The sequence below is a fragment of the Pseudomonas sp. GM74 genome (assembly GCF_000282455.1).
GTDB lineage: Bacteria > Pseudomonadota > Gammaproteobacteria > Pseudomonadales > Pseudomonadaceae > Aquipseudomonas.
In genome coordinates this window covers 50,339-69,863 of record NZ_AKJG01000163.1, presented here as the reverse complement: position 1 = coordinate 69,863, position 19,525 = coordinate 50,339, and the positions used below count along the sequence as shown (strand labels likewise).

General features: G+C 60.3%; 16 protein-coding genes. 1 reads left to right on the top strand and 15 read right to left on the bottom strand.

Annotated elements, in window-relative coordinates:
• The first annotated feature begins 147 nt into the window (after nucleotides 1–147).
• A complete protein-coding gene (locus PMI34_RS01120; RefSeq protein WP_008054007.1) occupies nucleotides 148–5,418 on the top strand; it encodes a dermonecrotic toxin domain-containing protein in 5,271 nt (1,756 codons plus the stop codon).
• Nucleotides 5,419–5,485: 67 nt separating this feature from the next.
• On the opposite strand, the gene ureC is transcribed toward PMI34_RS01120, so the two are convergent.
• From ureC to PMI34_RS01195, 15 genes are all read right to left on the bottom strand, one after another.
• Nucleotides 5,486–7,186 carry an urease subunit alpha gene (ureC, locus tag PMI34_RS01125; RefSeq protein WP_008054006.1) on the bottom strand — a complete coding sequence of 567 codons (1,701 nt, stop codon included), beginning with the start codon at nucleotides 7,184–7,186 and terminating at the stop codon, nucleotides 5,486–5,488.
• Nucleotides 7,187–7,346: 160 nt separating this feature from the next.
• Nucleotides 7,347–7,655, bottom strand: coding sequence for an urease subunit beta (locus PMI34_RS01130; RefSeq protein ID WP_008054005.1), 309 nt, complete (start codon nucleotides 7,653–7,655; stop codon nucleotides 7,347–7,349).
• Entirely contained in the window at nucleotides 7,655–8,188 is a 534-nt protein-coding gene (locus PMI34_RS01135) for a GNAT family N-acetyltransferase (RefSeq protein WP_008054004.1), read from the bottom strand. The genes PMI34_RS01130 and PMI34_RS01135 overlap by 1 nt, the downstream gene beginning before the upstream one ends.
• Before the next feature lie 6 nt (nucleotides 8,189–8,194).
• Nucleotides 8,195–8,728, bottom strand: coding sequence for a GNAT family N-acetyltransferase (locus PMI34_RS01140; RefSeq protein WP_008054003.1), 534 nt, complete (start codon nucleotides 8,726–8,728; stop codon nucleotides 8,195–8,197).
• A 9-nt stretch (nucleotides 8,729–8,737) separates the two neighbouring features.
• On the bottom strand, nucleotides 8,738–9,040 hold the full coding sequence (locus tag PMI34_RS01145; protein WP_008054002.1) for an urease subunit gamma: 303 nt from the start codon (nucleotides 9,038–9,040) through the stop codon (nucleotides 8,738–8,740).
• A 74-nt stretch (nucleotides 9,041–9,114) separates the two neighbouring features.
• On the bottom strand, nucleotides 9,115–9,951 hold the full coding sequence (locus PMI34_RS01150) for an urease accessory protein UreD (RefSeq protein ID WP_008054001.1): 837 nt from the start codon (nucleotides 9,949–9,951) through the stop codon (nucleotides 9,115–9,117).
• Nucleotides 9,952–9,993: 42 nt separating this feature from the next.
• A complete protein-coding gene (gene urtE / locus PMI34_RS01155) occupies nucleotides 9,994–10,692 on the bottom strand; it encodes an urea ABC transporter ATP-binding subunit UrtE (protein ID WP_008054000.1) in 699 nt (232 codons plus the stop codon).
• Between the two features lie 116 nt (nucleotides 10,693–10,808).
• Complete coding sequence (gene urtD, locus PMI34_RS01160; RefSeq protein ID WP_008053999.1) at nucleotides 10,809–11,678, bottom strand: urea ABC transporter ATP-binding protein UrtD; 870 nt, start codon at nucleotides 11,676–11,678, stop codon at nucleotides 10,809–10,811.
• Nucleotides 11,675–12,754 (bottom strand): urea ABC transporter permease subunit UrtC, encoded by a 1,080-nt coding sequence (gene urtC, locus PMI34_RS01165; protein ID WP_008053998.1) that lies wholly within the window; start codon nucleotides 12,752–12,754, stop codon nucleotides 11,675–11,677. The genes urtD and urtC overlap by 4 nt, the downstream gene beginning before the upstream one ends.
• The gene (urtB, locus tag PMI34_RS01170; RefSeq protein WP_008053997.1) at nucleotides 12,754–14,256 is read right to left on the bottom strand and encodes an urea ABC transporter permease subunit UrtB; all 1,503 of its coding nucleotides are present in this window, start codon (nucleotides 14,254–14,256) and stop codon (nucleotides 12,754–12,756) included. The genes urtC and urtB overlap by 1 nt, the downstream gene beginning before the upstream one ends.
• 161 nt (nucleotides 14,257–14,417) lie before the next feature.
• Nucleotides 14,418–15,683: an urea ABC transporter substrate-binding protein gene (gene urtA, locus PMI34_RS01175; protein WP_008053994.1), complete on the bottom strand. Its 1,266-nt coding sequence runs from the start codon at nucleotides 15,681–15,683 to the stop codon at nucleotides 14,418–14,420.
• A 329-nt stretch (nucleotides 15,684–16,012) separates the two neighbouring features.
• Nucleotides 16,013–16,435 carry a hypothetical protein gene (locus tag PMI34_RS01180; protein ID WP_008053993.1) on the bottom strand — a complete coding sequence of 141 codons (423 nt, stop codon included), beginning with the start codon at nucleotides 16,433–16,435 and terminating at the stop codon, nucleotides 16,013–16,015.
• Between the two features lie 200 nt (nucleotides 16,436–16,635).
• Complete coding sequence (locus PMI34_RS01185; protein WP_008053992.1) at nucleotides 16,636–17,646, bottom strand: FecCD family ABC transporter permease; 1,011 nt, start codon at nucleotides 17,644–17,646, stop codon at nucleotides 16,636–16,638.
• Nucleotides 17,643–18,602, bottom strand: coding sequence for an ABC transporter substrate-binding protein (locus PMI34_RS01190; RefSeq protein WP_008053990.1), 960 nt, complete (start codon nucleotides 18,600–18,602; stop codon nucleotides 17,643–17,645). The genes PMI34_RS01185 and PMI34_RS01190 overlap by 4 nt, the downstream gene beginning before the upstream one ends.
• The gene (locus tag PMI34_RS01195) at nucleotides 18,599–19,387 is read right to left on the bottom strand and encodes an ABC transporter ATP-binding protein (protein ID WP_008053989.1); all 789 of its coding nucleotides are present in this window, start codon (nucleotides 19,385–19,387) and stop codon (nucleotides 18,599–18,601) included. The genes PMI34_RS01190 and PMI34_RS01195 overlap by 4 nt, the downstream gene beginning before the upstream one ends.
• Nucleotides 19,388–19,525: the final 138 nt, after the last annotated feature.

Genomic DNA, 19,525 nt, shown 5'->3' with positions numbered 1-19,525 from the left:
ATGGTGGTAGATATATGTTTTTGGCTCCCTGATTTTCGATCCCTCGGAGCCTTTTCAGGGGGGCGGCCAAGCAGCTATTTGGACTTTTGTTTCAGGTGCAGGTGAATAAGCTGGTAGTTCTTTTCCTGTCATCAAGGTGATTCAAAAGTGTCTGATTTGCATGGAAGCAACTCACAGAAAATACCGGGCGCAGTGTCCATCGATAGTCACGGGATACATTACCGTCGTGCAAACGACGTGATCCCCGGCGCCATCAAAAGTGCGCCGGTGGAGAGGTTGAAGTCCCTGCTGGCGCTCGCGCCGAAAATGCCCGAGTGGTATAGCGGCGCACGGGAAATCGACCGTCAATACCTCAAGCAGTTGATGGATGAGCGCTGGCGTTTGCAAGACGTACTGGACCAGACCCAGGGCGACTTTAAGCACGACATCAATGCCTTCGCCGAGCCGTTGCTCAAAACGGCTTTGCAGTCGAAATTCAGTACGGTCGAGAACTTCAACGAACTCACCGTACAGCTCGAGGTGCCGAGCAAGTTCATTTTCGGCATCGATACCGGGGCCAGTCGTGTCCGCCAATCCACGTTGCTGGAAGCAGCGCTGCACAACTTCGAAGAAGACGAAACGGCACCTGGCGCGTTGCGCAACAGCTCCGGTGTTTACCGCAGAGACAGTCGGGGCAGTCTCAGCCTTGAACCGGCCATCACCCTTCCAGCGTTTGCAGCCTTGTGCCGAAGCCTGGACATTGGCGGGCAATACCAGCGACACATCAAGTCCGTCCTGTTGCCCGATACCCCACAGGCACAGCGAACCTTGCAACGGGATTCGGTGGCCAGTGAAAAGGCGGCTTTTCATGTGGCCGCGCTGATTGCCCGGCTAAAGGACGATATCAGCGATCATGCCTACGGCAAGCTGCTGCAGATACGTGAGGGGCAAGCCGACGTCACCCTGTATAACCAGCCTTTGCATGGTCATCGTTTGTCGCTGATGGGCTTTCGGTTGACGGGCATTGTGCTGTTCAGTGCGGTTAGCGAACCCTCGAAAATCAAGCAATTGGTCGATGGACTGACCCCCGAATCATTAAGGTTCTGGAGTGAATGGTCTGAGAGACTACCGGTGCTGCCTGAAAACGCCTACGGACAGTTCAAGCTGTTGCAGGCATTTCTGGCCAATGGCTCTCAGGGCGTGAGAGAAGAACTGCTGCGTCGGGACGACATACATCAACAAACCCGTATATCCGGCCCATTGATTGCCTACGTTCCAGACGATCCTGACCACCCGGTGAAGGAGTACTCGTCGCTGACCGCGTTCATGAAGGAGCTGCTGGGTCAGTTGAGAAATACGGATTACCAGTCCTTTTTCAGCCGTTTTGTGGCGCAGAAGGACAAAGGGCTGTTTTTCACCAGGGTCAACGAGCGTCTCACGACCTTCACCTGGCGCGAGCGCGAACCGCTCGACATGGGGCCGTGGTGGCGTGAAACCGCGGTTGAAAACCCCAATGCCGAGCCCATCACCAACCGGATTACAGGTGATCTGTGGATTGCTCTTTTTGTGGCGCGTCGTGACAAGGCCATTGCCGATGCTCGGCTTATTGCCGTACCGACCGACGATGAGGATGCCAACGCACGCTTCAAACGCCTGACCAGTTACCTGTCGATCGCCTGGAACGTGTTCAATTTCACCGCAATGCTGGTGCCCGGACTGGGCGAAGCCATGCTCGGCATCATGGTCGCGCAGATGCTCGCCGAGGTGGCCGAAGGCATCGAGGACTGGAGCAAGGGTGACAAGGAGCAGGCCTCTGCCTATTTCAACGGGGTCTTGATCAACTTCGCGCAATTGGCACTCATGAGCGCCGGACATGTACTGCCCGGCACCGGTGTCGCGCCGATTAAGGTGTCGCCGTTTGTCGAGGGTCTCAAACCCGTGGAGGTCGGCGGCAAGGAGCGTTTGTGGAGCCCTGACCTCGCTCCCTATGAACAACCGGTCGTATTGCCCGATGGGGCGAAGGCCAGTGACACAGGCTTGTACCGTCATCAGGAGCAGGACCTGCTGCGCCGTGATGACAAATGCTACGCAGTCAGGCAAGACCCGGACACTGGCCGGCATCGGATTCAACACCCGACTCGCGCCGATGCCTATCAGCCGCTGTTGGAGCACAACGGTGCCGGCAGTTGGAAGACGGAGCTCGACCAACCGCTCGAATGGGACAAGGGGCAAATACTCAGGCGTCTGGGCGCTTCGGTGGATGGACTTTCCGATGAAACCCTGGAGCAGATTCTGACCGCCAGCGGCGTGCACGAAAATATGCTGCGCCGGCTTCACGTCGAACAGGAGACCCCTCCCGCTCTGTTGGCCGATACCCTCAAGCGCTTCAAGGCCCATGCCGATGCGCAAGCCTGCGCAGAGCAGATTCTGGCCAACCGGATCGGCGAGGAGTGGGCCGATTACGCCGTGCGAGCCATGACCGAAATGGATGGCTGGCCCGACGACAAGGCCATAGAAGTCTTCCAGGGGCCGGGATTGACAGGGGCGGCGATCAAGGACGGCTATGCCCAGGCGTCACCGGCCAATACGTTGCAGATGACCTGGTCTGACCTGCTGGCGGGGGCGCTGCCCGGGCGGGTGGTGGGGTTCCTTGACGAACAGGCGCTTCGCGAACTGCTCGACAAATGGTTATCCGGTGACGCGCAGAAGCGTACCGAAGCATTGCGCGATCAATGGGCGGCACAGTTGGGCCAGCGCAAGCGGCAGTTGTTCGACCTTCTGTACAGTCGCCGGACCCGTTCGGACGATCCTCTGGTGAATTTGCTCAAGGGGGATTTTGCAGAGATTTCGATCAGCCAGGCGCAAGAACTGCTGGGTGAGGCGCACCCTTCGGACGTGCAGCACCTGACCGAAAAAAAACGCGTACCCTTGCGGCTGGCGGAACATGCCCGCAAGGCCGCCGAGCAACTGCGGATGACACGGGCCTATGAGGGCCTTTACCTCGACGCCTTGCACAACGCTGACACCGCACGCCTGGAGTTGCACTCCCTGGCGGCCTTGCCGGGCTGGCCGGCGGATGTGCGCCTGGAGGTTCGTGAGTATTCATTCGGGGGAGCGCTGACCGACAGTCTCGGCCCCGTCGACGCACCGATCCGCAAAGTGCTGATCTTGGGTGAGGATGGCAAATACGAAGCGAGGGACGACAGCGATCAACACCTGCATGGTGCGGACAATGTGTATGCCGCGGTGCTGCATGCGTTGCCGGATTCGCAACGAGCAGCCCTGGGTTTCGGTACCAACGAGGCAGCACGCCTGGAACAAGCGATAAAGGCACACCCGCTGGATCGTCAGGTGTTTGAGCCGATTCTGCGGGACAACCCGAATTTCAAACCGACTTACGATCCGACCGTCATGCGCCTGCGCGGCGGCATGCGTGGCTATGCCCGGCAAGCACCGTATGGCATGGGGCTGAGGCGACGGGCTCATGCACTGTATCCGGATTTTACCTCGGAGGAGGTCGAGACGCTGTTGGCGGAGTTCAGCCAGGGTGAAGGTACGGTGCATGAACGACTGGCCGTGCTCGAGGCCGAGTTCAACCAGTTGAATCACGCCCTGCAACGCTGGATGAACTCGCCGACGCAATCCTATCGTTTTACCCCGGCGGGCGTGGCGGAGTGGCATGCGCGAAACAATATCTACAAAGCACTCAGGCAATGCTGGCAGCGCACCGGGCCCGAAGGTGTGGGCGTGGAGGGTGTGCTGCGTCCGCAGTCCTTGAAGTTCGACAATATTCCAAAGCTGAGCGAGCTTTTGGATACCCTGCCGAAACTAGAAGCCAACTTCGATCATGTCACCGAGTTGAGCCTGTGCGGTGGCCGGTTGCGCGGCGAGCACATGTCATTTCTCGACTCGTTTCACCAGGTGCGCTATCTCAATCTGCAAGACAATCTGCTGACGGCGCTTCCGCAGGCGGTGAAGGACATGCCTCATCTCACCCACCTGTTGCTTGAACGCAATAAAATTGAACTGGATGCATTGGCGGTCGATCGCCTGAAGAATCTGACGCGCATGACATCCCTGCGCTTGCGCGGCAACCCGCTCAAGCTCATTCCGAACATCAGCCGAATGCCACATTTGCAGGTGCTGTTGCTGGACGAAACGGGACTGGACAGCTGGCCTGTCGGGCTGTTTTCGCAACCGCGACCGCGCAGTATCTACCTTGACTTGAGCGGCAACCCGATCAGTCGGATACCCGAGGTCGCGCCCGGTTCATTTCGCGCAGAGCTACTGGCGCGAACCGTGATCAGCCGGGGGCCGCGTTGGATCTCGCCGGAGAATCTCGAGATCCTCAAGTCTTACATCGAGTCGGTCGGCATGGATCCGGAGCGTCCCTATCCGCCTCGCGGCGTAGTCGACAGCGCGGACTGGGCGACGGGTATGTCCGAGCAGGAATGGCAGAAAAAGCAGGAAATCTGGAACGCGGTCGAGGATGAGTTCGATTCAGTGCCGTTCTTCAACGAAATCCGCAAGCTCACCGAATCCGCCGACTTCAAGGCCGGCGGCGACTATCAGACGGAACTGACGACCAAGGTCTGGCGCATGCTCGAAGCCATGGCCCGCGACAGTGAGCTGCGAATCAAGCTGTTCAACGAAGCGACAACCCCCACCGAATGCGTGGATGGCGGTACGCAACTGTTCAATGCCATGGGCGTGCAGGTGTTGGTCCACGAAGCTTACGTCCTGGCGCGTGCGGACTTGATCGAAACACAGTTACTGGAATTGGCACTGGGCAAGTCCCGGCTCGATGAACTCGGTGCCATTGCCCGTCGCCGGGTGTCTGAGCGTTTGGCGAAGGGAGAGCGGTTTCGCCGCTACGACGCGGATGGCGAAGTGACCGGCGCTATCGATGAAGTGGAAGTGCACCTGGCCTACATGACTGATCTGGCCGAGCGCCTGGATTTGCCATGGCAGGCACGGGGCATGCAGTTTCGCAAGATTGCCGAAGTCAGCAAAGAGATGATCGAAGATGCATTCCAGCGCATCAAGGCGCTGGAGGAAGGTGATCTGCTGATCGACAGGATCTTCGAACAACCGCTCTGGAAAACCTGGCTGGAGTCGACTTACCGCGAAGAACTGAATGGTTTGAAACGCAGGATCGACGCCACCATCGACTTGCAGGATGCATTGCAGCGCAGGGCCGAAGGTACGCGGCTCACCACCGAGGAAAAGGCTGCGGTGGAGGCACAAATCAAAGGGCTTTGCAGTGAACTGGGCAAAAGTGAAACGGACTTTGCCGGTGGCAAGGTGATGACTGACGAGGCGTATGTTCAAGCCTTGGATGACATCGACCGGCAGATTACGCAGTTGCTGAAAAAACTGACACAGGACGCGATGATTCGGGCCAGGCTGGATCGGCTGCGGATTGAATCTGTTCAGTAACCACGGAAAAAAACGAAGGCCTCTACACGCGGTGTGTGAGGCCTTTGTCTGTCATGCAGTTACCGGCTCAGAACAGGAAGTAACGCTGGGCCATCGGCAAGGTTTGTGCCGGTTCACACCACAACAACACACCGTCGGCCTTGACCTGATAGGTCTGCGGATCGACATCGATATTCGGCAGGTAGTCGTTGTGGATCAGGTCGGTTTTCTGCACCTCGCGGCAGCCTTTGACCACGGCGATTTTCTTCTTCAGACCCAGGGCCTCGGGAAGGCCGGCTTCCTGCGCGGCCTGGCTGATGAAGGTCAGGCTGGTGGCATGCAGCGAGCCGCCGAAGCTGGCGAACATCGGGCGGTAGTGCACCGGTTGTGGCGTCGGGATCGAGGCATTTGCGTCGCCCATCAGGCTGGCCGCAATGGCACCGCCCTTGAGAATCAGCGTTGGCTTCACGCCGAAAAACGCCGGGCGCCAGAGCACCAGGTCTGCCCATTTTCCCACTTCGACCGAACCCACTTCATGGCTGATGCCGTGGGTGATCGCGGGGTTGATGGTGTACTTGGCGATGTAGCGTTTGGCGCGGAAGTTGTCGTTGCCTTCACCATCGCCGGGTAGCGGCCCGCGTTGTTTTTTCATTTTGTCGGCAGTCTGCCAGGTGCGCGTGATGACTTCGCCGACCCGGCCCATGGCCTGGCTGTCGGAGCTGATCATCGAGAACGCGCCTAGGTCGTGGAGGATGTCTTCGGCGGCAATGGTCTCGCGGCGGATGCGGCTTTCGGCGAAGGCCACGTCTTCGGCAATGCTCGGGTCCAGGTGGTGGCAGACCATCAGCATGTCGAGGTGTTCGTCAATGGTATTGCGGGTGAACGGCCGGGTCGGGTTGGTTGAACTCGGCAGTACGTTGGCAAAACCGCAGGCCTTGATGATGTCCGGTGCGTGTCCGCCACCGGCACCTTCGGTGTGATAGGTGTGAATGGTGCGGCCCTTGAAGGCGGCGAGGGTGGCCTCGACGAAACCGGACTCGTTTAGGGTGTCGGTGTGGATCGCCACCTGCACGTCGAACTGGTCGGCGACGCTCAGGCAGTTGTCGATACTCGCCGGCGTGGTGCCCCAGTCCTCATGCAGCTTGAGGCCGATGGCACCGGCCTTGACCTGTTCGATCAACGGCTCCGGCAGGCTGGCGTTACCCTTGCCGGTCAGGCCGATGTTCATCGGGAAGGCATCGGCGGCCTGGAGCATGCGCGCCAGGTGCCATGGTCCGGAGGTGCATGTGGTCGCATTGGTGCCGGTGGCCGGCCCGGTGCCGCCGCCGATCATGGTGGTGACGCCGCTCATCAACGCCTCTTCGATCTGCTGCGGGCAGATGAAGTGGATGTGGGTGTCGATGCCGCCAGCGGTGAGGATCATGCCTTCGCCGGCGATGACTTCGGTGCTGGCGCCAATGGCGATGCTGACATTGGGCTGGATGTCCGGGTTGCCGGCCTTGCCGATCGCGGCGATGCGCCCGTCCTTGAGGCCGACGTCGGCCTTGACGATGCCCCAGTGATCGATGATCAGCGCGTTGGTGATCAGGGTGTCGACCACTTCGGCGGCGAGCAACTGGCTCTGACCCTGTCCGTCACGGATGACTTTACCGCCACCGAATTTCACTTCTTCGCCGTAGGTGGTGAAGTCCTGTTCCACTTCGATCCACAACTCGGTATCGGCCAGGCGCACCTTGTCACCGACGGTGGGACCGAACATGTCGGCGTAGGCTTGTCTTGAGATTTTCATGCGCTTGCCTTGGGATTCAATTGTTTTTGAGACCGCTCGCGTCGCTCGCTATCGCAGCCACGCTTCGCTCGACAGCTCCTACAGGGGGATCGTGTTTCCCCGTAAATCGCGTTTTTCTGTAGGAGCTGTCGAGCGAAGCGAGGCTGCGATCTTTTGATCTTCAATCAAGATCGCCCATGATCCTGCCGGCAAACCCGAACACTCGACGATGCCCCGCCAGATCCACCAACTCCACTTCGCGACTCTGCCCCGGTTCGAAACGCATCGCCGTGCCGGCCGGGATGTTCAGGCGCATGCCGCGACTGGCGGCACGGTCGAACGCCAGGGCGTCGTTGGTTTCAAAAAAGTGGTAATGCGAGCCGACCTGGATCGGCCGGTCGCCGCTGTTGGCCACCTTCAGGCTGATCGTGCGGCGGCCGACGTTGAGTTCGGTCTCGCCGGGCTGGATCTGGTATTCGCCGGGAATCATCAATGGGCTCCTTGGAGAATCTTGTAGTAGAGGGCGGTCGGCTTGTAGCGGCCGCTCGGGTCGCAGGCGTAGTCGGGAATTTCGCCGGCGCGGGTGTAACCCAGCGCCTTGTAGAAGTCTTCGGCAGGAGAGCCCGCCTCGGTGTCGAGATAAAGCATGCCGCGCTTGTGCTGCAGGGCTGCCACCTCCAGAGCGCTCATCAGTTGCTGGCCCAGACCGCGGCGCCGCGCCTGTTCACGCACCAGCAGTTTCTGCACTTCGGCGCGGTTCAGGCCGTTGGCTTTCTGGCACAAACCCAACTGCACGCTGGCCTGGACCTGTTCGTCCTTGACCACCACCCACAGCAACACATTGCCCCTGTTCAGGTTGTCCTGGACCTCGTCGAAATAGGCGCGGGCCTGGGTCGCATCGAGGTCAGCCATGAATCCGACACTGGCGCCATAGCCGACGGCATCGAGCAGCAGGTCGATCAGTCCCTGGCGATAATGCGCAAAGCTTTCAACATTGACGCGTCGCAGTTGGGCGGCGTTCATCGGGCATTACTCCTGGTCGACGCTCGGCGGTTGCGCGCCGGGATCAAGGGTCAGTTGCATGAAGGTCAGGTCCAGCCAGCGACCGAACTTGGTGCCGACCTGGGGCATTTGCCCGGTGGTGATAAACCCGATGCGCTCATGCAAGCGAATGGATGCGGCGTTACCGCTTTCGATGGCGGCGACCATCACGTGCTTGCCGCAGCCTTTGGCGCGTTCGATCAGTGCTTCCAACAGTTGCAGGCCGAGGCCATTGCCACGCTGGTCGCTGCGCACGTAGACCGAGTGCTCGACGGTGTGGCGGAAACCGTCGAAGGGCCGCCAGTCGCCGAACGAGGCGTACCCGAGCACCGAGTTGTCGGCATCGACAATCACCAGAATCGGATAACTCTGGGATTGCCGGGCGCTGAACCAGGCCTGGCGGTTTTCGAGGTCGACCGCTTGCTCGTTCCAGATCGCCGTGGTGTTGAGCACCGCGTCGTTGTAGATGTCACGAATGGCCGGCAGATCGGCATGCACGGCATCGCGAATGTGGTAAGTCATGGCGCGACCTCAGGCGATGGGTTGGTGGACGGTGACCAGTTTGGTGCCGTCGGGGAAGGTGGCCTCGACCTGGATTTCCGGGATCATTTCCGGGATGCCCTCCATCACCTGTTCGCGGGTCAGCAGGGTGGTGCCGAAGTGCATCAGGTCGGCCACGGTCTGGCCGTCGCGGGCGCCTTCAAGCAGTGCGGCGGAGATGTAGGCCATGGCCTCCGGGTAATTGAGCTTCAAACCGCGAGCCAAACGCCGCTCGGCCACCAGGCCGGCAGTGAAGATCAGCAGCTTGTCTTTTTCGCGTGGGGTCAGGTCCATCGTAGACATCCATCTGGGCAGATTAAAAAGTTCGGATCTGTGAATGCAAACCCGCTCCCACATTCGATCGCATTTCAGTTGCTCCATATTCTGGGTGATACGGCCTCGCGACCCAGAAGGGCGGGGCGCAACAACTTCCAAAGTTCAATCAACCATCCCCGCGCCAACAACGCTTCACTGGCCAGACACCGTGCAACCAGCAACCCAGGCAGTTGGGTCAGATCCCCGCGCACGTCGTTGGGCAGCGAGCGGCAGGTTTCCAGCAAGTCGCTATCGATTTCCCCGGTCACCAACAACGTCGCAAACACCGGTTGCCCATCCAGCCCGATGGGCGAATCAAGCAAACCGTCCGCCCCGACAATGCGCTGGCGCTCATGCCAGAGCAACTGACCGTTGCGGCGGATATCCAGTTGCGCCTGGAAGTGTCCAAGGTCGAAGCGCTCGCCACTGGCCGGACGGCCCAGGGCCACGACGTCCCAGTAGAACAGCCGCGCATCGCCTTCAAGGTCAATTGTGGTGCTGAGTTCAGCCTGGGCAGCGCTGAAAATGATCGTCTCCTGGGGCAGCCATTCCAGTGTCGCGCCGGCCGCCACCGTCAACTTCAGTTGCTGATAAGCGGGGCCGGCGGCGCGATACCACTTGGCCGCACCGGGGCTGGTGATCTGTGCCCAGGCATCGCGTTCGACGCTGGCCGCGATGTCCAGCCGATCACCGCCGGCAATCCCGCCGGGTGGGTGGACGATGATGTGCTGGCAGACTTCCGGCCCTTCGGCATACAGGTGTTTTTGTACCCGCAGCGGACCTTTATGCCGGCGCAGAACCGGGCGCGAGGTCTCGCCGAACCGGGCGTAACCCAGTTCGAGCTCGGCATGCCAACTGGGCGTGAACAAAAGGGAGGCAGGTAGATTCATGGTTTCTAATTATCGTCAGGATGCTACAGATTAGATCGAACCTTAGATGGTAACCAAGCCGCGCACACCTTCGGCTTCCATGTTCTCGCCGCGACCCTGTTGCACGATTTCGCCCCGGGACATCACCAGGTATTGATCGGCCAGTTCGGCGGCGAAATCGTAGAACTGCTCGACCAGTAGAATTGCCATGTCGCCCCGGGCGGCGAGTTTTTTGATCACTGCACCGATTTCCTTGATCACCGACGGCTGGATGCCTTCAGTGGGCTCATCGAGGATCAGCAGGCGAGGGCGACTGGCCAACGCACGGCCGATGGCCAGTTGTTGTTGCTGACCGCCGGACAGGTCGCCCCCCCGGCGTTGCTTCATTTGCAGCAGCACCGGGAACAGCTCGTAGATGAACGCCGGCACTTCCCTGGCTTCGCTACCGGGGAAACGCGACAGCCCCATCAGCAGGTTTTCTTCCACGGTGAGGCGGCCAAAGATCTCCCGGCCTTGCGGCACGTAGGCAATGCCGGCATGCACGCGCTGGTGCGGCTTGAACGTGGTGATCGGTTTGCCTTCCCACTTCACCGCACCCTCCTTGGCGGGCAGCAGGCCCATCAGGCATTTGAGCAGGGTGGTCTTGCCCACGCCGTTGCGCCCGAGCAGGCAGGTGACCTCGCCGACCTTCACGTCGAATGTCAGGCCGCGCAGGATGTGGCTTCCACCGTAGTATTGGTGAAGGTGTTGGACCTGTAACATCGGAACTCCGTTAGTTGGGCTTCAAGCGGCAAGCTTCAAGCTGCAAGTAAGAGCGGGACGGTGAACGGCTTTGCTTTGACTTGCCGCTTGAAGCTTGCGACTTGAAGCTGGCCGATTCACCTCCCCAAGTAGACTTCAACAACACGATCATCGGCCTGCACCTGCTCCAGCGATCCTTCGGCCAGCACGCTGCCCTGATGCAACACGGTGACGTGGTCGGCGATGGAGCCGACGAAACCCATGTCGTGTTCCACCACCATCAGCGAATGCTTGCCCGCCAGGCTCTTGAACAGCTCTGCGGTGAACTCGGTTTCGGCGTCGGTCATGCCCGCCACCGGTTCGTCGAGCAGCAGCAATTGCGGGTCCTGCATCAGCAGCATGCCGATCTCCAGGAACTGCTTCTGGCCGTGGGACAGCAGGCCGGCCGGGCGATTGACCGAGCTGGTCAGGCGAATGGTCTCCAGCACTTCGGCGATGCGATCTCTTTGTTCACCGTTCAAGCGCGCCCGCAGGCTGGCCCATACCGACTTGTCGGTTTTCTGTGCCAGTTCCAGGTTCTCGAACACGCTCAAGGCTTCGAACACCGTCGGCTTCTGGAACTTGCGGCCGATACCGGCCTGGGCGATCTGCACTTCGCTCATCTGCGTCAGGTCCAGGGTTTCGCCGAACCAGGCCTTGCCATGACTGGGCCGGGTCTTGCCGGTGATCACGTCCATCAGCGTGGTCTTGCCCGCGCCGTTGGGGCCGATGATGCAGCGCAACTCACCGACGCCGATGTACAGGTTCAGATTGTTCAGCGCGCGGAAGCCGTCGAAGCTGACGCTGATGTCTTCCAGGGTCAGGAGGGTGCCGTGGCGGGTGTTCAGGCCTTTGCCGGCACGTTGGCCGAGACCGATGGCGTCACGGCTGCTGCCGGCGTCCTTGTTGGGTTCTACGGGGAAAAACGCCGGTTCGAGCATGAATTCAGCGGTTGCCGTGATTCTCATGATTCACCTCTTTTCTTCAGCAGACCGATCACGCCTTTGGGCAAATACAGGGTCACAACGATGAACAGCGCGCCGAGGAAGAACAGCCAGTACTCGGGGAAGGCCACGGTGAACCAGCTCTTCATGCCGTTGACCACACCGGCGCCGAGCAACGGGCCGATCAGCGTGCCGCGACCGCCAAGGGCCACCCACACCGCCGCTTCAATCGAGTTGGTCGGCGACATCTCGCTCGGGTTGATGATGCCGACTTGCGGCACGTACAGCGCACCGGCCAGGCCGCACAACACAGCGCTCAACACCCACACGAACAACTTGAAACCGCGTGGATCGTAACCGCAGAACATCAGGCGATTTTCCGCATCGCGTAGCGCGGTCAACACCCGTCCGAACTTGCTTTGCGCCAGGCGCCAGCCGATGTACAGGCTCGCCACCAGCAACAGCACCGTGGCGAAAAACAGCACGGCGCGGGTGCCCGGCTCAGTGATGCCGAAGCCGAGAATGGTGCGGAAGTTGGTGAAGCCGTTGTTGCCACCGAAGCCGGTTTCGTTGCGGAAGAACAGCAACATGCCGGCGAAAGTCAGGGCCTGGGTCATGATCGAGAAGTACACGCCCTTGATCCGCGAACGGAAGGCGAAGAAGCCGAACACCAGCGCCAGCAACCCCGGCGCCAATACCACCAGGCACAGGGTCCAGAGGAAGCTGCTGGTGCCGGTCCAGAACCACGGCATTTCGGTCCACGACAGGAACGTCATGAACGCCGGCAAACCATCGCCCGAGGTCTGGCGCATCAGGTACATGCCCATGGTATAGCCGCCGAGGGCGAAGAACAGACCGTGGCCGAGGGACAGCAGCCCGGCGTAACCCCACACCAGATCCAGTGCCAGTGCGACGATGGCGTAGCAAAGAATCTTGCCCACCAGCGTCAGCGTATAGGCTGAAACGTGCAGTGTGCTGTCCGGCGATAACAGCGACAGCAGCGGCAGCGCCAACAGCAGAACGAGGATCACTGTACCGACGGCAATCGAGACTTTAGGGCCGGCTTTTTGGGTCGCGGTAACGAGCAGGGGCTGGTTCATCAGTCGATCACCCGTCCTTTGAGTGCGAAGAGGCCTTGCGGACGTTTCTGGATGAACAGAATGATCAGCGCGAGGATAAGGATCTTGCCGAGCACGGCACCGATCTGCGGTTCGAGAATCTTGTTGGCGATCCCCAGGCCGAACGCCGCCAGCACGCTACCGGCCAACTGACCGACACCGCCGAGCACCACCACCAGGAACGAGTCGATGATGTAGCTCTGGCCGAGGTCCGGGCCGACGTTGCCGATCTGGCTCAGGGCCACGCCACCGAGGCCGGCGATGCCCGAGCCGAGGCCGAAGGCGAGCATGTCCACGCGCCCGGTGGGTACGCCGCAGCAGGCGGCCATGTTGCGGTTCTGGGTGACGGCGCGCACGTTCAGGCCCAGGCGTGTCTTGTTCAGCAACAGCCAGGTCAGCACCACCACAAACAGCGCAAAGGCAATGATGACGATGCGGTTGTACGGCAGCACCAGGTTCGGCAACACTTGAATCCCGCCCGACAGCCACGCCGGATTGGCCACTTCGACGTTCTGCGCGCCGAACACCAGGCGAACCAGTTGAATCAGCATCAGGCTGATACCCCAGGTGGCGAGCAGGGTTTCCAGCGGACGGCCGTAGAGGTGGCGAATCACCGTGCGCTCCAGCGCCATGCCGATGGCCGCGGTGACGAAAAACGCCACGGGCAGCGCTATCAGCGGATAGAACTCGATGGCCTGCGGTGCGAAGCGCTGGAACATCAGTTGCACCACATAGGTCGAGTAGGCGCCGAGCATCAGCATCTCGCCGTGGGCCATGTTGATCACGCCGAGCAGGCCGAAGGTGATCGCAAGCCCCAGGGCGGCGAGCAGCAAAATCGATCCTAGTGACATACCGCTGAATGCCTGGCCGAGCATCTCGCCGACCAGCAGTTTGCGTTTGACTTGAGCGAGGCTGGTTTCGGCCGCCGTGCGCACATTGGCATCGGCCTCAACGCCAGGTTCGAGCAAACCTTCGAGGCGGGTGCGGGCCAGCGGGTCGCCGGTCTCGCCGAGCAAACGCACCGCGGCGAGGCGCACAGCCGGGTCAGCGTCCACCAATTGCAGATTGGCCAGGGCAAGGCTGAGGGCGGCGTGAACGCTCTCGTCCTTCTCGCCCGCCAGTTGCTGGTCGAGGAATTTCAACTGTGCCGGCCTGGCGCTCTTCTGCAATTGCTGCGCGGCGGCCAGACGGGTTTTGGCGTCGGCAGCGAGCAACTGATGACTGGCCAGTGCGGTGTCGATCAGTCCCCGAAGGCGGTTGTTCAGGCGCAAGGTTTTCGGCTGGCCGTCGACAGTCAACTCGCCTTGTTGCAGGGCGTTGATCAGTTCGATGCGGGCCGGATCGGGCTGCGCCGCCCAGGTTTCCAGCAGCCTGGCTTGCTGCACTGGATTGGCGGCGACGAAGTCTTCGGCGTCGCCGGCGTGGGTGGCCATCGGCAATAGCAGTGCGAGAGCCAGAAGAATTCGGTAAAGGGCGGTGGACATAGTTAGTCGCCTTGACGCGGACATTGTGGGAGCTGGCTTGCCAGCGATGCAGGCGACTCGATGTATCTGCTGCACCGAGGTGATGCCATCGCAGGCAAGCCAGCTCCCACAGGGATTTGTGTCGGCCTGAGACAAAGTACCCGGGGCCGACATCCAGTGGCTCAGTTGCTCTTCACCGCATACTCCGGCTTCTTGTCGTTGCCCTGGATGAACGGGCTCCAAGGCTGGGCGCGGATCGGCCCTTCGGTCTGCCACACCACGTTGAACTGACCGTCGGCCTGGATCTCGCCGATCATTACCGGCTTGTGCAGGTGGTGATTGGTCTTGTCCATGGTCAGGGTGTAGCCGGACGGCGCGGCAAAGGTCTGGCCGGCCAGGGCTTCGCGGACTTTGTCGACGTCGGTGGACTTGGCTTTTTCCGCCGCTTGCGCCCACATGTGGATGCCGACATAAGTGGCCTCCATCGGGTCGTTGGTCACTGCTTTGTCGGCACCCGGCAGGTTGTGTTTTTTCGCGTAGGCCTTCCAGTCATCGACGAACTTCTTGTTCACCGGGTTCTCGACCGATTCGAAGTAGTTCCACGCCGCCAGGTTGCCCACCAGTGGCTTGGTGTCGATGCCGCGCAGTTCTTCTTCGCCGACCGAGAACGCCACAACCGGAACGTCGGTGGCTTTCAGGCCCTGGTTCGCCAGTTCTTTGTAGAAAGGCACGTTGGAGTCGCCGTTGACGGTGGAGATGACTGCGGTCTTGCCGCCCGCCGAGAATTTTTTGATGTTGGCGACGATGGTCTGGTAGTCGCTGTGACCGAAGGGGGTATAGACCTCTTCGATGTCCTTGTCGGCCACGCCTTTGGAGTGCAGGAACGAACGCAGGATCTTGTTGGTGGTGCGCGGGTAGACGTAGTCAGTGCCGAGCAGGAAGTAACGCTTGGCGCTGCCGCCTTCTTCGCTCATCAGGTATTCAACGGCAGGGATTGCCTGCTGGTTCGGCGCGGCGCCGGTGTAGAACACGTTCGGCGACATTTCTTCGCCTTCGTACTGCACCGGGTAGAACAGCAGGCCATTGAGCTCTTCGAACACCGGCAGTACCGATTTGCGCGATACGGAAGTCCAGCAACCGAACACCACGGCGACCTTGTCCTGGGTCAGCAACTGGCGGCCCTTCTCGGCGAACAGTGGCCAGTTCGACGCCGGGTCGACCACCACCGGTTCCAGCATCTTGCCGTTCACGCCGCCCTTGGCGTTGATCTCGTCGATGGTCATCAGCGCCATGTCTTTCAACGACGTTTCGGAGATCGCCATGGTCCCGGACAACGAATGCAGAATACCGACCTTGATGGTCTCGGCGGCCTGGACGGTCCAGGTCATGCCCATTGCGGCAATGGATGCCGAGAGAGTGAAAGCCTTGATCAAACTGCGACGCTTCATTGTGCGATCTCCATGAACTTATGAGTTTTCTTGGTTGGCAGATGCGGACTACTGAAGGTGTGTTTTGCAAGGGCTGTGCCCAGTCGGCAAAAGGCAGGGAAATGTCGTTTTAGAGCGGTTGCACGGTTTGATGGCGCACCATGAGAGGACATGGTCGGAGGTCTGGTGCACCGAGGTGCGTCACATTGGGGCGCGAATGTTATGAGCAGCACAAATCAAACGTGGGAGCGGGCTTGCTCGCGAGGAGGGCGTGTCAGTCACCATTTAAGGTGTCTGACCTACCGCTTTCGCGAGCAAGCCCGCTCCCACAAGGTCAGTGGCGCATCAACTCAGCTTTTGATGCAGGTTTCAAAACCATGTCCGCCACCTTCGTACTCCGGGCCGTAATAGTACTTGGTGAATGAAGTTTTCCCGTCAGGCGTGGAAGCGATGTTCGCAATCCCGACGCCGTAATCCTTGAGCGACGGATCCGTGTGAGCAAAGTAAATCGCCAGCGAATTCAAGTTGGCGGCAGCAAACCCGTCATACCGGGAATTGTCGAGCAATGTCAGAGTAAATCCGTATGCGCCATGTTCGCCGGTACTTTGTTCGGCATTGAGCTTCATGTCGACAACACCTTCAAACGCACCGATATGGCTGTCCATGCCGGTACATTGGTATCGGCCACTGTAATCAACGCCAGTAAAGGGGGGCTGGGCTGCCCATGCGGGCGTTGAAACAAGTGCGATGGATATGATGAGTTTTTTGAACATGTTTACCTCTTTCCGCTCTTGTAGGAGTTGTGACGATTAGTATGTAGGAATAATCGCCATTGAAGTGCGCGAGTGTTTTTTATTATTCAACTCGCGGGAGCGGAGTATGAGCGTGGTAATGGATTTGTTAAGTGCTAACTCAATACGAGGTTTTTCCAGGTATACATGCAGTTTTGAAGTTTATTTTAATTAAACATGCGTTAACGACTTCGCATCAAGCCTATGAAGAACAACCCGCCAATCGCCGCCGTGGCCACACCAATAGGCAAGTCTTCGGGCGCGATCATCGTCCGGGCGGCGACGTCGACCCAAACCAGAAACACGCTGCCGAGCAGCACGCACACCGGCAGCAATCTTCGGTGTTCAGCCCCGACCAGACGTCGCGCAATATGCGGCACCATCAGCCCGACAAAACCGATCGAGCCGCTGATCGACACCAGCACCCCGGTCATCAATGACGCAATCAAAAACACCCGCAGGCGCACGGTGCGCGCATTCAGGCCCAGGGTCACTGCGGTCTGCTCACCGGCCATCAGCGCATTCAACGGTCGCGCCATGCCCAGCAGCAGAGTCAGCCCGAGCAACACACTGGCTGTCGGCACCGCCAGCAGTTCCCAGCGTGCCAGTCCGAGCCCGCCGAGCATCCAGAACATCACCGCCGAACTGGCCCGATGGTCGCCCATGAACAGCAGCAAATTGGCAATCGCCATCATCACGAATGACACCGCCACGCCACACAGCAGCAAGCGGTCACTGTCGAGGCGACCGTGACGACTGGCGATCATCAGCACCACCAGCATGCTCAGCAATGCCCCGATAAAAGCAGCGATCGGCAAGGTCAGCAGGCCAACGATTTCACCGACATGCAGCACCACGATCACGGCACCCAACGTCGCGCCGGACGTGACCCCGAGCAAGTGCGGGTCGGCCAACGGGTTGCGCGTGACCGCTTGCAGCACCGCGCCGATCAACGCCAGCCCGGCGCCCACCAACGCGCCGAGCAGCATGCGCGGAACGCGGATCAGCCAGACGATATGTTCCTGCCCAGGACTCCAGTCCGGCACACCGAAGCCGAACAGTTTGTGCAACAGGATGCGCCACACCACGTCCAGCGGTACCCGCGCCGGGCCGAAACCCAGGGACACCACGCACGACACCAGCAACAGCGCACCGAGGGCGATCAGTAACAGGGCATAGCGACGGTTGATCATTCGCCGTGGAAACCCTTGGCCAGGGTTGCGACCGCCTGCACATTGTCGATTCCCGGCGTGGCCTGCACGTACGGGATGACGATGAAGCGCCGGTGCTTGATCGCGTCCACCGATTGCAGGGCTTTGTTGTCCAGCAGGAATTGAATCTTCTGTTCGGCGGTGATTTCGCTGTAGTCGACGATCACGATCACCTGCGGGTTGCGCTCGACCACGCTCTCCCAGTTGACCCGGGTCCAGCTCGCGTCGACATCCTCCAGGATATTGCGCCCGCCAGCGGCATCGATCAGCGCTTGCGGCATGCCCAGCCGGCCGGAGGTCATGGCCCGGTCTTCGCCGCTGTCGTACAGGAAGACCCGTGGTTTTGCCGCGGGCAGGTTTTTGCGAATGTCCGCCACTTGCGCTTGCATGTTGGCGATCAGGGTATTGGCGCGGTCTTGCACGTCGAAAATCCTGCCGAGGTTGCGCAGGTCGTTGTAGGTGTCTTCGAGACTGCCCGGCGGGCGCTTCATCACGAAGGCGCAGGACTCGGTCAACTCATAGACATTGATGCCCAGCGGTTGCAGGGTTTGCGGCGTGAGATCGCCGCCGATACGCATGCCGTAGTCCCAACCGGCGAAGAAGAAATCGACGTTGGCATTGAGCAGGGTTTCCACCGACGGGTACTTGGCCGCCAGTTCCGGAAGGCCTTCGAGAATGCCCTGCATCTCGGGCGTCACGGCCTTCCACCCACTGATGCCGCTGTAGCCGGCCATCCGTGGCTTGAGGCCGAGGGCGAGCATCATCTGGGTCATGTTGATGTCGTGGCTGAGGGCGTGTTGCGGTGCTTGCGTGAAGGTCACTTCGCGGTTGCAGCTTTTGACTGTCAGCGGGTAACGGGTGGCTTCGGCCAAGGCCTGGGCGCTGCCCAGCAGCATCACGAGAGAGAGGCCGCAGCGCAGCAGGGAACGCAAAGTCATGGTTGGGTTATCCAGGTGATTCGTGGGTAGCCGTGCAAGGGATGTTCATCGATCAGGGCTTCGACACCGAACACATTGCGCAGCAGCGCAGCCGTCAGGACTTCTTTCGGCGTGCCGCTGGCGACGATGCGGCCATGGTTGATCACGTACAGCCGATCACAAAAAGCCGCCGCCAGATTGAGGTCGTGGATGCTCGCCAGGGTGCCGATGTCCAGGCGCTTGACCAACTTCAACAGCTCAAGCTGATAGCGCGGGTCGAGGTGGTTGGTCGGCTCGTCGAGGATCAGCAACTGTGGCTGCTGGGCCAGGGCGCGGGCGAGGATGACCCGCTGTTTTTCGCCACCGGAGAGGGTGGCGAACCCGTGGTCTTCGAACCCCTCGAGACCGACCGACGCCAGGGCTTGATTGATGAGATTCGAGTCTTCAAGCGTGTCGCCATCGAACAAGCCTTTGTGCGGCGTGCGGCCCATGGCGACCACCTCAAAGACAGTCAGGCCGAAGGCATCCGGGAACTCCTGCAACACCACGGCGATGCGTTGCGCACACCAGCGTGAGGACTGCTTCCAGACATTGTGGTGATCAAGCCTGACCTCGCCGCTTTCCGGTTTGTTGAGGCGCCAGGCACAACGCAACAGGCTGGTCTTGCCGCTGCCGTTAGGGCCGATCAGCCCGACGAACTCACCGGCGGCCACATGCACACAGGCATCACGCAGCTGGAATTGGTGATGGCAGTGACCGTGACCCAGGGGCGTCCAGGAAATGTTTGCGAGGTTCAGCGAGGTCATGCAGTGGCTCTTGAGGTGATGCTGATGGCCTCTTCGCGAGCAAGCCCGCTCCCACAGGGATTGCGTAAGACCTGTGGGAGCGGGCTTGCTCGCGAAGAGGCCCGAAAGGACACCCTGAATGCGAGAAGGTGACGCGCG

Coding starts and splice junctions, on each gene's coding strand:
- urtC (WP_008053998.1), bottom strand. CDS start 12,754: ATGAACCAGCCCCTGCTCGTTACCGCGACCCAAAAAGCCGGCCCTAAA.
- urtB (WP_008053997.1), bottom strand. CDS start 14,256: ATGTCCACCGCCCTTTACCGAATTCTTCTGGCTCTCGCACTGCTATTG.
- PMI34_RS01185 (WP_008053992.1), bottom strand. CDS start 17,646: ATGATCAACCGTCGCTATGCCCTGTTACTGATCGCCCTCGGTGCGCTG.
- PMI34_RS01135 (WP_008054004.1), bottom strand. CDS start 8,188: ATGAACGCCGCCCAACTGCGACGCGTCAATGTTGAAAGCTTTGCGCAT.
- PMI34_RS01145 (WP_008054002.1), bottom strand. CDS start 9,040: ATGGACCTGACCCCACGCGAAAAAGACAAGCTGCTGATCTTCACTGCC.
- PMI34_RS01150 (WP_008054001.1), bottom strand. CDS start 9,951: ATGAATCTACCTGCCTCCCTTTTGTTCACGCCCAGTTGGCATGCCGAG.
- ureC (WP_008054006.1), bottom strand. CDS start 7,186: ATGAAAATCTCAAGACAAGCCTACGCCGACATGTTCGGTCCCACCGTC.
- urtD (WP_008053999.1), bottom strand. CDS start 11,678: ATGAGAATCACGGCAACCGCTGAATTCATGCTCGAACCGGCGTTTTTC.
- PMI34_RS01140 (WP_008054003.1), bottom strand. CDS start 8,728: ATGACTTACCACATTCGCGATGCCGTGCATGCCGATCTGCCGGCCATT.
- urtA (WP_008053994.1), bottom strand. CDS start 15,683: ATGAAGCGTCGCAGTTTGATCAAGGCTTTCACTCTCTCGGCATCCATT.
- PMI34_RS01190 (WP_008053990.1), bottom strand. CDS start 18,602: ATGACTTTGCGTTCCCTGCTGCGCTGCGGCCTCTCTCTCGTGATGCTG.
- PMI34_RS01195 (WP_008053989.1), bottom strand. CDS start 19,387: ATGACCTCGCTGAACCTCGCAAACATTTCCTGGACGCCCCTGGGTCAC.
- urtE (WP_008054000.1), bottom strand. CDS start 10,692: ATGTTACAGGTCCAACACCTTCACCAATACTACGGTGGAAGCCACATC.
- PMI34_RS01180 (WP_008053993.1), bottom strand. CDS start 16,435: ATGTTCAAAAAACTCATCATATCCATCGCACTTGTTTCAACGCCCGCA.
- PMI34_RS01130 (WP_008054005.1), bottom strand. CDS start 7,655: ATGATTCCCGGCGAATACCAGATCCAGCCCGGCGAGACCGAACTCAAC.